11 protein-coding genes and 3 tRNA genes are annotated in these 12,116 nt (G+C 69.5%); 6 read left to right on the top strand and 8 right to left on the bottom strand.

What is annotated here, in order from left to right; genetic code table 11:
* Window positions 1-66 precede the first annotated feature (66 nt).
* A complete protein-coding gene (gene bldC, locus ACFYP4_RS12545; protein ID WP_003949541.1) occupies window positions 67-273 on the bottom strand; it encodes a developmental transcriptional regulator BldC in 207 nt (68 codons plus the stop codon).
* Between the two features lie 547 nt (window positions 274-820).
* Window positions 821-1,672, bottom strand: coding sequence for a hypothetical protein (locus ACFYP4_RS12550; RefSeq protein WP_388785118.1), 852 nt, complete (start codon window positions 1,670-1,672; stop codon window positions 821-823).
* A 245-nt stretch (window positions 1,673-1,917) separates the two neighbouring features.
* On the opposite strand from ACFYP4_RS12550, the gene ACFYP4_RS12555 reads away from it, so the two are divergent.
* Both ACFYP4_RS12555 and ACFYP4_RS12560 read left to right on the top strand, forming a co-directional pair.
* Window positions 1,918-3,000, top strand: coding sequence for a Glu/Leu/Phe/Val dehydrogenase dimerization domain-containing protein (locus ACFYP4_RS12555; protein WP_358852612.1), 1,083 nt, complete (start codon window positions 1,918-1,920; stop codon window positions 2,998-3,000).
* A 290-nt stretch (window positions 3,001-3,290) separates the two neighbouring features.
* On the top strand, window positions 3,291-3,545 hold the full coding sequence (locus tag ACFYP4_RS12560) for a DUF3073 domain-containing protein (protein WP_358852611.1): 255 nt from the start codon (window positions 3,291-3,293) through the stop codon (window positions 3,543-3,545).
* A gap of 114 nt (window positions 3,546-3,659) precedes the next feature.
* Here ACFYP4_RS12560 and purM read toward each other — a convergent pair whose 3' ends face one another.
* The 6 genes from purM to purS form a co-directional block, all read right to left on the bottom strand.
* A complete protein-coding gene (purM, locus tag ACFYP4_RS12565; RefSeq protein WP_358852610.1) occupies window positions 3,660-4,727 on the bottom strand; it encodes a phosphoribosylformylglycinamidine cyclo-ligase in 1,068 nt (355 codons plus the stop codon).
* A 45-nt stretch (window positions 4,728-4,772) separates the two neighbouring features.
* On the bottom strand, window positions 4,773-6,299 hold the full coding sequence (purF, locus tag ACFYP4_RS12570) for an amidophosphoribosyltransferase (protein ID WP_388785121.1): 1,527 nt from the start codon (window positions 6,297-6,299) through the stop codon (window positions 4,773-4,775).
* A gap of 270 nt (window positions 6,300-6,569) precedes the next feature.
* A complete protein-coding gene (locus ACFYP4_RS12575; RefSeq protein ID WP_358852608.1) occupies window positions 6,570-7,367 on the bottom strand; it encodes a sterol carrier family protein in 798 nt (265 codons plus the stop codon).
* A gap of 174 nt (window positions 7,368-7,541) precedes the next feature.
* The gene (gene purL / locus ACFYP4_RS12580) at window positions 7,542-9,800 is read right to left on the bottom strand and encodes a phosphoribosylformylglycinamidine synthase subunit PurL (RefSeq protein WP_358852607.1); all 2,259 of its coding nucleotides are present in this window, start codon (window positions 9,798-9,800) and stop codon (window positions 7,542-7,544) included.
* Window positions 9,797-10,501: a phosphoribosylformylglycinamidine synthase subunit PurQ gene (gene purQ / locus ACFYP4_RS12585; protein ID WP_358852606.1), complete on the bottom strand. Its 705-nt coding sequence runs from the start codon at window positions 10,499-10,501 to the stop codon at window positions 9,797-9,799. Before purQ ends, purL begins: the two co-directional genes overlap by 4 nt.
* Window positions 10,498-10,749, bottom strand: a complete 252-nt coding sequence (purS, locus tag ACFYP4_RS12590) for a phosphoribosylformylglycinamidine synthase subunit PurS (RefSeq protein WP_358852605.1) — start codon at window positions 10,747-10,749, stop codon at window positions 10,498-10,500. The genes purQ and purS overlap by 4 nt, the downstream gene beginning before the upstream one ends.
* A gap of 359 nt (window positions 10,750-11,108) precedes the next feature.
* Between purS and ACFYP4_RS12595 the strand changes: the two genes are divergently transcribed.
* The 4 genes from ACFYP4_RS12595 (at window position 11,109) to ACFYP4_RS12610 (ending at window position 12,102) form a co-directional block, all read left to right on the top strand.
* On the top strand, window positions 11,109-11,426 hold the full coding sequence (locus tag ACFYP4_RS12595; protein WP_358852604.1) for an Lsr2 family protein: 318 nt from the start codon (window positions 11,109-11,111) through the stop codon (window positions 11,424-11,426).
* Between the two features lie 189 nt (window positions 11,427-11,615).
* Window positions 11,616-11,687 (top strand) — tRNA-Gly (locus ACFYP4_RS12600).
* Window positions 11,688-11,766: 79 nt separating this feature from the next.
* Window positions 11,767-11,842 (top strand) — tRNA-Gly (locus ACFYP4_RS12605).
* A 184-nt stretch (window positions 11,843-12,026) separates the two neighbouring features.
* Window positions 12,027-12,102: transfer RNA gene (locus tag ACFYP4_RS12610), tRNA-Gly, on the top strand.
* Window positions 12,103-12,116 lie beyond the last annotated feature (14 nt).

A 12,116-nucleotide genomic window follows, 5' to 3' on the forward strand; every position in this document is an offset into this window, starting at 1 on the left:
CTTGGAGCTGTGATCGGGCGTCCGGCAGGTTGGGGGACTTGCCGAAATGCCCGGTTATGCAGTTGTTCAGGCTTCGCTGCGCTGCTGGGGGATGCCCGCGAGCAATGCGCGGACCTCCGCCTCGCGGTAGCGGCGATGCCCGCCGAGCGTGCGGATCGACGTGAGCTTGCCGGCCTTTGCCCACCGCGTGACCGTCTTGGGGTCGACACGGAACATGGTGGCGACCTCAGCGGGGGTCAGCAGCGGCTCGGCATCAGGGGTGCGAGCGGTCATGAGCGGCCTCCTCGGGAGAACCGAACCTTCTCGGTTCTTTCCTCTAAATTCTGCACCTTGACCCGCGTTGCCCGAAATGGCGGACGCGAGTCGAGTCGGTTATAGGACGAACGGCTTGTCCTCGGCACTACAACTACACCATCTGTCCAGCCGCGTCGGCCAAACCGATGGAATTGCCCTCCCAGGTGTTCATCAGCGACGGAAGCCGATGGACCATGCCATAGCGGACAGTCACGCCCCTGTGACGATCAGTCACAGGGGCGCTCAGGAGTCACCAGACCCCCCATAGCGAGCAATACCGAGATTCCACCCCAAAGACGGACGGACGGAGTCCTCCCCGGACTCCTTGTCCTATTTTGGCATGAGGAGGGGCAAGCGGCGCAAGGGGCAAGTAAGTGCCGTCCATCACGCTTGCGACAAAAGCCCGGATAGGGACCTCCGTCCCGTACCGGAAGGACTCCGCTGCGTCAGCCGGGACCGGGGGCCCGTAGTGAACCCTTGGCCAAGGGTGGTCAGTCCACCACGGCGGCGGCCTTCTGTCAGCCCCTCAGTTCGCCGAGCGCCGGTCCCGGACCGCGCGCCAGCGCTCCACGAGCCGGCCGTACGCCTCGCCGGCGGTCGCCCCGTCCCCGGTCCGCAGCGCCTCGATGCCCTCGGCGACGTCCGCCGCCGAGTGGTCCCCCGCCAGCTCCCCGGCCGGCAGGACGTGCACGAGACCCCCGTAGTCCAGCTCGACGAGCGAACGGGGGTGGAACTCCTCCAGCCAGCGGCCGACGTCCAGCAGGCCGTCGATCAGCGGCCCCTCGTCGATGGTGTCCTTCAGGGTCCGCAGCGCCCGCGCCACCCGCCGCCGCGCCTGCACCATCGGCGTCCGGTAGCGCAGCAGCGGCGCGTCCCGCCCCGGCTCCCCCGGCCCCTCCTCGTACTCCCGCTCCTCGTCGGAGAACAGCACGAACCAGTTCAGCGGCACCTGCCAGGTCGAGGTGCGGATCCACGGACGGGCGTCGGGGTTGCGGGCGAGCCAGCGCTCGTAGTCCTGCGCGGCCTGACGGCGTACGAGCGGGGGCAGGAGCGCGTCCAGGACCGGGGCCGGAAACTCCTCGGCCAGGTCGCCCAGGGCCTGCCAGCCGCGCAGCCGCGTGCGCCAGGGACAGACGCAGAGCACGCCGTCGACCTCCGCCACGAACGCGTCGCCGCTCTCGTGCACGGGCACGGGGACGGGCGGGACGGGCAGCAAGTCGGCCAGGGAACGGCGCAGTTCGTCCTGGTAGGACGGATGCTCGGGGCGCCGGGCGTAACCGGCCCAGTGGCCGCGCTCCGGCTCGGGGAAGGCAGCCAGGGGTTCGTACACCCGCAGATAGGACGTGTACGGGACGATCACCGAGGACACCTTGGGCACGCCTGCTCCCTCCCCAACGGACCGGACGCGAAACCCGGGCGCGAAAGCCGCTCGACCCGCGCGCGAGCGACCCGGAAAACACTCAAATCGTCCCACGGCCGTGAGGGAACGTACTCCGGGAGAGGGTGATCCTGAACACTGCGCGGATGACGGCCGGGCGCAGGCTCTAACCTCGTGCCAGCGGGAGCCCGCCACCCGCACGGGCACCGCCTCCAACCGCCGCTTCGTAGCTGGGAGTCACCACCGTGACCGACGTAACCAACGGCGTCCTGCACACCCTGTTCCAGTCGGATCAGGGGGGTCACGAGCAAGTCGTGCTCTGTCAGGACCGGGCCAGCGGCCTCAAGGCCGTCATCGCCATCCACTCCACCGCCCTGGGCCCCGCCCTGGGCGGCACGCGCTTCTACCCCTACGCGAGCGAGGCGGAGGCCGTCGCCGACGCCCTGAACCTCTCGCGCGGGATGTCGTACAAGAACGCCATGGCCGGTCTCGACCACGGCGGCGGCAAGGCCGTCATCATCGGTGACCCCGAGCGGATCAAGACGGAGGACCTCCTCCTCGCGTACGGCCGTTTCGTCGCCTCCCTCGGCGGCCGGTACGTCACCGCGTGCGACGTCGGCACGTACGTCGCCGACATGGACGTCGTGGCGCGCGAGTGCCGCTGGACCACCGGGCGCTCCCCGGAGAACGGCGGCGCGGGCGACTCCTCCGTGCTCACGGCGTTCGGTGTCTTCCAGGGCATGCGGGCCAGCGCCCAGCACCTGTGGGGCGACCCGACGCTGCGCGGGCGCACGGTCGGCGTCGCCGGCGTCGGCAAGGTCGGCCACTACCTGGTGGAGCACCTGCTCGACGACGGGGCGCAGGTCGTGATCACGGACGTGCGCCAGGACGCGGTGCGCCGGATCGTCGAGCGGCACCCCTCCGTGCGGGCCGTCGCGGACACCGAGGCACTGATCCGCGTCGAGGGGCTCGACGTCTACGCCCCGTGCGCGCTGGGCGGCGCACTGAACGACGAGTCCGTGCCGGCGCTCACCGCGCAGGTGGTCTGCGGAGCCGCCAACAACCAGCTCGCGCACCCGGGAGTGGAGAAGGACCTCGCGGACCGCGGGATCCTCTACGCCCCCGACTACGTGGTGAACGCCGGCGGGGTCATCCAGGTGGCCGACGAGCTCCACGGCTTCGACTTCGACCGGTGCAAGGCCAAGGCGACGAAAATCTTCGACACCACGCTCGGGATATTCGCACGTGCGAAGTCGGACGGTATTCCGCCGGCTGCGGCGGCCGACCGGATCGCCGAGCAGCGCATCGCCGAGGCACGCGGCCGCTGACCGCGGACCCTCTTGTCAGGGACCCGCCGACGCGTACTTCGAGAGAACTCTCACGTCCGTCGGCGGGTCGTGCGCCGAGAAGAGGTTAAAATCGCCGTTGACCAGCGGGGAAAGGGCACCTCGCGGGTTCTGGGCGAAGGCGCGTCCTGCGGGCGACGTACCGTATGGCCGCGGGCTCAGGTACCGTGGAAGCCCTACGGACCGGTCTCTCCACGGAGAGCCCGTTCCAGAACATGAACGCGTGTCAAGACTCTGGGGCCGTCGAGCCCCGTCACCGAGGGGGTCGAGCCATGGGGCGCGGCCGGGCCAAGGCCAAGCAGACGAAGGTCGCCCGCCAGCTGAAGTACAACAGCGGCGGGACTGACCTGTCGCGTCTGGCCAATGAGCTGGGCGCTTCGACTTCGAGCCAGCCGCCTAACGGCGAGCCGTTCGAGGACGAGGACGAGGAAGACGACCCGTACGCCCAGTACGCGGATCTCTACAACGACGACGACGAGGACGAGGACGACCAGTCCGGACCCCAGTCGCACCGTCGTGGCGCCTAGCGCTTGCAGCGGTCTCAGCAGGTTCCGGGGCATTCGTAGGAACTCGTAGCACTGCATCTCAACCCGGTCCGGGGCATCAGCGCCGGACCGGGTTGAGTGCTGTCCCGGCCTGTCTCAGCTCGCGTAGTCACCCACGAGCGCCGCACCCGTCGGGTGCTCGCCGCGGTCGGTGATCTCGCCGGCGATCCAGGCGTCCACACCCCGGTCGGCGAGGGTGGCGAGCGCGACGTCCGCCGACTCGCCGGGAACGACCGCGATCATGCCGACGCCCATGTTCAGCGTCTTCTCCAGCTCCAGCCGCTCCACCTGGCCCGTCCGGCCGACCAGGTCGAAGACCGGGGCAGGGGTCCAGGTCTCGCGGTCCACGATCGCGTGCAGGCCGTCGGGCACGACCCGCGCCAGGTTGGCCGCGAGTCCACCGCCCGTGACGTGGGAGAAGGCGTGCACCTCGGTGGTGCGGGTGAGGGCCAGGCAGTCCAGCGAGTAGATCTTGGTGGGCTCCAGCAGCTCTTCGCCGAGCGTCCGGCCGAACTCCTCGATCCGCTGGTCGAGGCTCAGGTTCCCCCGGTCGAAGAGCACGTGCCGGACCAGCGAGTACCCGTTCGAGTGAAGGCCGGAGGACGCCATGGCGATCACCGCGTCGCCCTCGCGGATGCGGTCCGCGCCGAGGAGTCGGTCGGCCTCGACCACGCCGGTGCCCGCGCCTGCGACGTCGAAGTCGTCCGGGCCGAGCAGACCCGGGTGCTCGGCCGTCTCGCCGCCCACCAGAGCGCAGCCGGCGAGGACACAGCCCTCGGCGATGCCCTTCACGATGGCGGCGACCCGCTCGGGGTGGACCTTGCCGACGCAGATGTAGTCGGTCATGAAGAGCGGCTCGGCGCCGCACACCACGATGTCGTCCATGACCATCGCCACCAGGTCGTGGCCGATGGTGTCGTACACGCCGAGCTGCCGGGCGAGGTCGACCTTCGTGCCGACCCCGTCCGTGGCGGAGGCGAGCAGCGGGCGCTCGAAGCGCTTGAGGGCGGAGGCGTCGAAGAGGCCGGCGAAACCGCCGAGGCCGCCGAGGACCTCGGGACGCTGCGTCTTCTTCACCCACTCCTTCATGAGTTCGACGGCGCGGTCGCCCGCCTCGATGTCGACGCCCGCGGCTGCGTAGCTGGCACCTGTGGTCTCAGACATGGCTGTGAGAACTTTCGTGTCGTACAGCTGTAGTGCTGCGGAGTCTTACGGGCGACGGATCGCGTCGGCCGCGGCCGTCGCGGCGGGACCCGCCGCGAGCTCGGTCTCCAGAAGCTGCTTGCCCAGCAGTTCCGGGTCGGGCAGATCCATCGGGTACTCGCCGTCGAAGCAGGCGCGGCACAGGTTCGGCTTGGCGATCGTGGTCGCCTCGATCATGCCGTCGAGGGAGATGTACGAGAGGGAGTCGGCGCCCAGCGACGTGCCGATCTCGTCGATCGACATGCCGTTGGCGATCAGTTCCGCGCGGGTGGCGAAGTCGATGCCGAAGAAGCAGGGCCACTTGACCGGCGGCGAGGAGATCCGGATGTGCACCTCGGCGGCGCCCGCCTCACGGAGCATGCGGACCAGGGCGCGCTGGGTGTTGCCGCGCACGATCGAGTCATCCACGACGACCAGGCGCTTGCCCTTGATGACTTCCTTGAGCGGATTCAGCTTCAGACGGATGCCGAGCTGGCGGATCGTCTGCGAGGGCTGGATGAAGGTCCGGCCGACGTACGCGTTCTTCACGAGACCCGCGCCGAACGGGATGCCGGAGGCCTCCGCGTAACCGATCGCGGCGGGTGTCCCGGACTCCGGGGTCGCTATGACCAGATCGGCTTCGACGGGAGCTTCCTTGGCGAGTTTCCGGCCCATCTCGACCCGCGAGAGATACACGTTCCGGCCGGCGATGTCCGTGTCGGGACGCGCCAGATAGACGTACTCGAAGACGCAGCCCTTGGGCTTTGCCTCAGCGAATCGCGAGGTGCGCAGGCCGTTCTCGTCGATGGCGACGAACTCGCCCGGCTCGATCTCGCGGACATAGGCGGCGCCGCAGATGTCGAGGGCGGCGGACTCGGAGGCGACCACCCAGCCGCGCTCCAGCCGGCCGAGGACCAGCGGGCGGATGCCCTGCGGGTCGCGGGCCGCGTACAGCGTGTGCTCGTCCATGAAGACGAGACTGAAGGCGCCCCGGACCTGCGGGAGGATCCTGGCGGAGGCCTCCTCGATGGTCAGCGGCTTGCCGTCGTCGTCCACCTGGGCCGCGAGGAGCGCCGTGAGGAGGTCGGTGTCGTTGGTGGCCGCGACGCGGGTGGTCCGGCCCTCCTGCTCGGGGAGGTCGGCGACCATCTCGGCGAGCTGCGCCGTGTTGACCAGGTTGCCGTTGTGACCGAGCGCGATCGAGCCGTGCGCGGTGGCACGGAACGTCGGCTGGGCGTTCTCCCAGACGGAGGCTCCGGTGGTCGAGTAGCGGGCGTGACCGACCGCGATGTGACCCCGGAGGGAACCGAGTGAGGTCTCGTCGAAGACCTGGGACACGAGGCCCATGTCCTTGAAGACGAGGATCTGCGAGCCGTTGCTGACCGCGATCCCCGCGGATTCCTGACCTCGATGCTGAAGGGCGTAGAGCCCGAAGTAAGTGAGCTTGGCGACCTCTTCGCCCGGAGCCCAGACACCGAAGACGCCGCAAGCGTCCTGGGGGCCTTTCTCACCGGGGAGCAGATCATGATTGAGTCGACCGTCACCACGTGGCACGCCTCCGAGTGTAGGCGAGATCGAGTACTGGTCCGAATTGGGTACGGCGGGTCACCGGACGTCACACGTCGGCCACGGTCGCCACGCCTGTGCCGTTTACGCAGGTCAAAGCCGGTGTGCGGAGACCGGCGCGGCGCCCTGTCGGCCCGCCGGGGGGCGTGTGGGGGCTCTGTCCGGCGTCAGTGAGTGAGCCGTCGCACATCAATCTGGTGGTGACGGGGGCTCCGAGGGTGATATGTCCGGCGCGGACGGCATCCCCTGCGCTGCCGCTCACTTCATCAGCGGCAGCAGCCCCGACAGGTCCGCGCGCTCCCCGCTCGCGCTGACCGCGGCCCCGTCCACTGCGTCCCGCCAGGTGATCCGGCCCGTCGCGAGCCTGACCCACGTCAGCGGGTCGGTCTCCACGACGTTCGGCGGGGTGCCTCGGGTGTGCCGCGGTCCCGGCACGCACTGCACGACGGCGTACGGCGGGACGCGGACCTCCGTCGAGGCGCCGGGGGCCTTCACCGCGAGGGCGTCGGCGAGCAGCCGGGTGCACGCGGCGAGCGCCTGACGGTCGCAGGGGACGTCGAGGCCGGGCAGGGCGCGGTTGAGGTCGTCGGTGTGCACGACGAGTTCGACGGTCCGGGTGACCAGGAAGTCGGCGAGGGTCATGGCGCCCGCGCGCATGTCGATGACGCGGTTCCCGGGGGCCGCGGCCAGGCGCTCGGCGAGGCGTTCCTCGGTACGGGCGAACAGCGCGTCCAGGTCCGGGGTGCGGGCGGCGAGCTGCCGGACGCCGTCGGCGATGGCCTCCGCGTAGCCGGCGCTCGCGAACAGCATGTCGGTCAGGGAGAGTTCCGCCTTGGCCGGCTCGTCCCGGTCCAGGGCGAGGCTGACCGCCTCCACGGTCATGGTGAGGTGCGCGGCCAGGTCGCGCACGGTCCAGTCACCGAGGCCCGAGGGCCGCGCCAGCTGCTCGGCGTCGAGGGCGCGCACGGCCTCCCGCACGTGATGGAACTGCGCGGACACGGCGGCGCGGATCTTGGCGGAGTCGTACGTGCGGGTGCGTTTCCTGGCCGGTGGCATGATCCTCAGCCTAGATCCCGGGCCGACGCGCCGACCGGGGTTTCCACACCGTCCTCGGGTCCCGGCCGGACTCCTGCGGCCTGCCCGGACTCCCCACGGGAAGCCGAGAGCCCCGCCCGGGACGGTCCGGACGGGGCCCTCGCACGCGTACCGCCGCGGGCGGCACAGGGAGGCCTACGCCAGCAGCGCGGGGATCGTCCCCTCGTGCGCCACGCGCAGCTCGTCCAGGGAGAGGGCGAACTCGCCCTGGACCTCGACCGTGTCCCCGTCGACGACACCGATCCGGGTGACGGGCAGACCCCGCGCACCGCACATGTCGTTGAAGCGGAGCTCTTCCGAGCGCGGGACGGCGACGACCGCGCGGCCCGCCGACTCCGAGAACAGGAGCGTGAACGCGTCGAGACCGTCGGGCACGATCAGCCGGGCACCCTTGCCGCCCAGCAGGGCCGACTCGACCACGGCCTGGATCAGACCGCCGTCGGACAGGTCGTGCGCGGAGTCGATCATGCCGTCGCGGGACGCCGAGATGAGGATCTCGGCGAGCAGCCGCTCGCGCTCCAGGTCGACCTGCGGCGGCATACCGCCCAGGTGGTCGTGGACGACCTGCGACCAGGCCGAACCGCCGAACTCCTCACGGGTGTCACCGAGCAGGTAGAGGAGCTGGCCCTCTTCCCGGAAGGCGGCCGGCGTGCGGCGGGCGACGTCGTCGATGACGCCGAGCACGGCCACGACCGGAGTCGGGTGGATGGCGGCCTCGCCGGTCTGGTTGTACAGCGAGACGTTGCCGCCGGTCACCGGAGTGCCCAGCTGCAGGCAGCCGTCGGCGAGCCCGCGGACGGCCTCCGCGAACTGCCACATGACGGCCGGGTCCTCGGGCGAGCCGAAGTTCAGGCAGTCGGAGACGGCCAGCGGCCTGGCACCGGTCGTTGCGACGTTGCGGTACGCCTCGGCGAGCGCGAGCTGCGCGCCCGTGTACGGGTCGAGCTTGGCGAAGCGGCCGTTGCCGTCCGTGGCGATGGCGACGCCGAGCCCGCTCTCCTCGTCGATGCGGATCATGCCCGAGTCCTCGGGCTGCGCCAGCACCGTGTTGCCCTGCACGAAGTGGTCGTACTGGGAGGTGATCCAGGACTTGGAGGCCTGGTTCGGGGAGGAGACGAGCGCGAGGACCTGGTCCTTCAGCTCGTCCGAGGTGGCCGGCCGCGGCAGCTTGTTCGCGTCGTCGGCCTGGAGGGCGTCCTGCCAGTCGGGACGGGCGTACGGGCGCTCGTAGACCGGGCCGTCGTGCGCGACCGTGCGCGGGTCGACGTCGACGATCTTGCCGCCGTGCCAGTAGATCTCCAGGCGGTCGCCGTCGGTCACCTCACCGATGACGGTCGCGATGACGTCCCACTTGTCGCAGATCTCCAGGAACCGGTCGACCTTCGCCGGCTCCACGACCGCGCACATGCGCTCCTGCGACTCGCTCATGAGGATCTCCTCGGGCGAGAGCGTGGAGTCGCGCAGCGGTACGTCGTCGAGGGTGACGCGCATGCCGCCGGAGCCGTTCGAGGCGAGCTCGCTGGTCGCGCACGACAGGCCGGCCGCGCCCAGGTCCTGGATGCCGACGACAAGCTTCTCGGCGAAGGCCTCCAGGGTGCACTCGATGAGGAGCTTCTCCTGGAAGGGGTCGCCGACCTGGACGGCGGGACGCTTCGAGGGCTTGGCGTCGTCGAAGGTCTCCGAGGCGAGGATCGAGGCGCCGCCGATGCCGTCGCCACCGGTGCGGGCCCCGTAGAGGATGACCTTGTTGCCGGCGCCGGACGCCTTCGCGAGGTGGATGTCCTCGTGCTTCATGACGCCGATGGCACCGGCGTTGACCAGCGGGTTGCCCTGGTAGCAGGCGTCGAAGACGACCTCGCCGCCGATGTTCGGCAGGCCCAGGCAGTTGCCGTAGCCGCCGATGCCGGCGACGACGCCGGGCAGGACGCGCTTGGTGTCGGGGTGGTCGGCCGCGCCGAAGCGCAGCGGGTCCACGACGGCGACCGGGCGGGCACCCATCGCGATGATGTCGCGGACGATGCCGCCGACGCCCGTGGCCGCGCCCTGGTAGGGCTCGACGTACGAGGGGTGGTTGTGCGACTCGACCTTGAAGGTGACCGCGTAGCCCTGGCCGACGTCGACGACGCCGGCGTTCTCGCCGATGCCGACGAGCAGCGCGTCGGACTGCGGGGCCTTCTCGCCGAACTGGCGCAGGTGGACCTTGGATGACTTGTACGAACAGTGCTCGGACCACATGACGGAGTACATGGCGAGCTCGGCCCCGGTGGGCCGGCGGCCGAGGATCTCGACGACCCGCTCGTACTCGTCCTTCTTCAGGCCCAGTTCGGCCCAGGGCAGCTCGACGTCAGGGGTGGCGGCCGCGTGCTCGACCGTGTCCAGAGGCGTGCGGCTCATGCGGTGACCAGCTTCTTGAGGATCGAGGTGAAGAAGGGGAGGCCGTCGGTGCGGCCGCTGCCGATGAGCGGCTCGACGGCGTGCTCGGGGTGCGGCATGAGGCCGACCACGTTCCCGGCCTCGTTCGTGATCCCGGCGATGTCCCGCAGCGAACCGTTGGGGTTGTAGTGCTCGTCCACGGCTCCGTCGCGGGCCACGTAGCGGAACGCGACCCGGCCCTCGGCCTCCAGCTGGTCGAGCGTGCGCTCGTCCGCGACGTACCGCCCGTCCATGTTCTTCAGCGGGATGTGGATCTCCTGGCCGGCCTCGAAGTCCGTGGTCCAGGAGGTGTCCGCGTTCTCCACCCGAAGCTTCTGGTCGCGGCAGATGAAGTGCAGGTGGTCGTTGCCGAGCATCGCACCGGGCAGCAGGTGGGCCTCGGTGAGGATCTGGAAGCCGTTGCAGATGCCGAGGACCGGCATTCCCGACTTCGCCTGCTCGATCAGCGGCTCCATCACCGGCGAGAAGCGCGCGATGGCGCCGGCCCGCAGGTAGTCGCCGTAGGAGAAACCGCCGCACAGCACCACGGCGTCGACCTGCTTGAGGTCCTTGTCCTTGTGCCAGAGCGCGACGGGCTCGGCACCGGCGAGACGGATCGCACGCTGTGTGTCCCGGTCGTCGAGGCTGCCGGGAAAGGTGACGACTCCAATACGAGCGGTCACTTCTCTTCCTCCACCTTCACGGTGAAGTCCTCGATCACGGTGTTGGCGAGGAAGGATTCCGCCAGTTCACGGATGCGGGCGAGTGCGGCGTCGTCCACCGGTCCGTCCACTTCGAGTTCGAAACGCTTTCCCTGACGTACGTCGGAGACACCGTCGAAACCGAGGCGCGGCAGTGCACGCTGCACCGCCTGGCCCTGGGGGTCGAGGATCTCCGGCTTGAGCATGACGTCGACTACGACGCGTGCCACTGGCACTCCCGGTGTGTGGTGCTGAGCAGGTCCCTTCAGACTACCCGTACGAAATTTCTACTCGCGTAGATTCGTAGAATCCTACGTGAGCCCGATCACGATCCCGCATCGACGCGAGGCCGGCCAGGGAAAATCCTGGGAAAACCGCAGAAGACCGATGGCGCCTCTTTGCCGCTGGACACGCGCAGGGATTTAGCCGGGCTTCACAATGCAATGCCGGGCCCTGTACAAAGGAAAACGCATTAGCCGATACTTTGCCCAATAACAGCCGGACAGTCGACATCTCTCCGCGTACTTCACCCGTCCGTGCAAGTCATGGCGCGTGAGCGCGGAGGTGTCGCACGAAGGGACCGATATTCGTGGCGCAGCGTGTCGTGGTCACTCTCTCCGACGACATCGACGGCTCGGAAGCGGCGGAGACGATCGCCTTCGGGCTGGACGGCAAGTCGTACGAGATCGACCTCAATCGAGCCAATGCCAAGAAACTGCGTAAGGCGCTCGCCCCCTACGTCGAGGCCGGCCGCAAGCGGGCGCGGTCCGGCAAGGCGTACACGCACACGGCACTGACCCCGGACCCCGCCGCCGTCCGCGCCTGGGCCCGGTCCAACAAGCTGGACGTGCCGCCGCGCGGCCGGATCCCCAAGAAGGTCTACGACGCGTTCGCCGAGGCGCACTGAGCCGGGCCGCCGCCGGGTCCGGCTCCCCGTCCCGGCGTCCCTCTTTCGAGGGACTCGGACGGCGCGGGGCTGACAAGGGCCCGTCAGCGGGCCCCGGGGGCAGCCGACTTGCGCTGCCCCCCTGCTGATCAGCTAGAGTCTGGAGCACGCCGAGGGGCAAGGCCGAAAAGCCGCAGCCCACGAGGTCGTGCGGGTGTAGTTCAGTAGTAGAACATCCCCCTTCCAGGGGGAAGGCGCAGTGTGCAATTCCTGTCACCCGCTCCGCATCGCTTACCTACCACTCTTGTGGATCAGGTAAGGTGGTGCTCGCGCCGATCGGTGAGAGCCGGTCGGAGGCAATGCGAACGTAGCTCAGTTGGTAGAGCGCAACCTTGCCAAGGTTGAGGTCGCGAGTTCGAACCTCGTCGTTCGCTCCAGAGAGAAGGCCCCGGTCGATGACCGGGGCTTTTTGCTGTGCGATGGGACCGGAACCTGGCCGCCCGGTGCCGCCGTCGGCGCGTCCCCCGGCGCGTCCCGGTGCATCTTCGGGTGCGGCCTCCTGGTGCGTCCCGGGCACCGAAAAGGTTGGGTATAGTAGGTGTCGCGCCACGGCGCAGCAGTGCGAACGTAGCTCAGTTGGTAGAGCGCAACCTTGCCAAGGTTGAGGTCGCGAGTTCGAACCTCGTCGTTCGCTCCACAGAAGAAGAAGCC

It is taken from the genome of Streptomyces sp. NPDC005551 (genome assembly GCF_042871785.1).
GTDB lineage: Bacteria > Actinomycetota > Actinomycetes > Streptomycetales > Streptomycetaceae > Streptomyces.

What these genes read in the sequence shown, in the direction of transcription:
- bldC (WP_003949541.1), bottom strand. Translation starts at nt 273, where the DNA reads ATGACCGCTCGCACCCCTGATGCCGAGCCGCTGCTGACCCCCGCTGAG.
- ACFYP4_RS12560 (WP_358852611.1), top strand. Translation starts at nt 3,291, where the DNA reads ATGGGGCGCGGCCGGGCCAAGGCCAAGCAGACGAAGGTCGCCCGCCAG.
- purM (WP_358852610.1), bottom strand. Translation starts at nt 4,727, where the DNA reads ATGTCTGAGACCACAGGTGCCAGCTACGCAGCCGCGGGCGTCGACATC.
- ACFYP4_RS12575 (WP_358852608.1), bottom strand. Translation starts at nt 7,367, where the DNA reads ATGCCACCGGCCAGGAAACGCACCCGCACGTACGACTCCGCCAAGATC.
- purL (WP_358852607.1), bottom strand. Translation starts at nt 9,800, where the DNA reads ATGAGCCGCACGCCTCTGGACACGGTCGAGCACGCGGCCGCCACCCCT.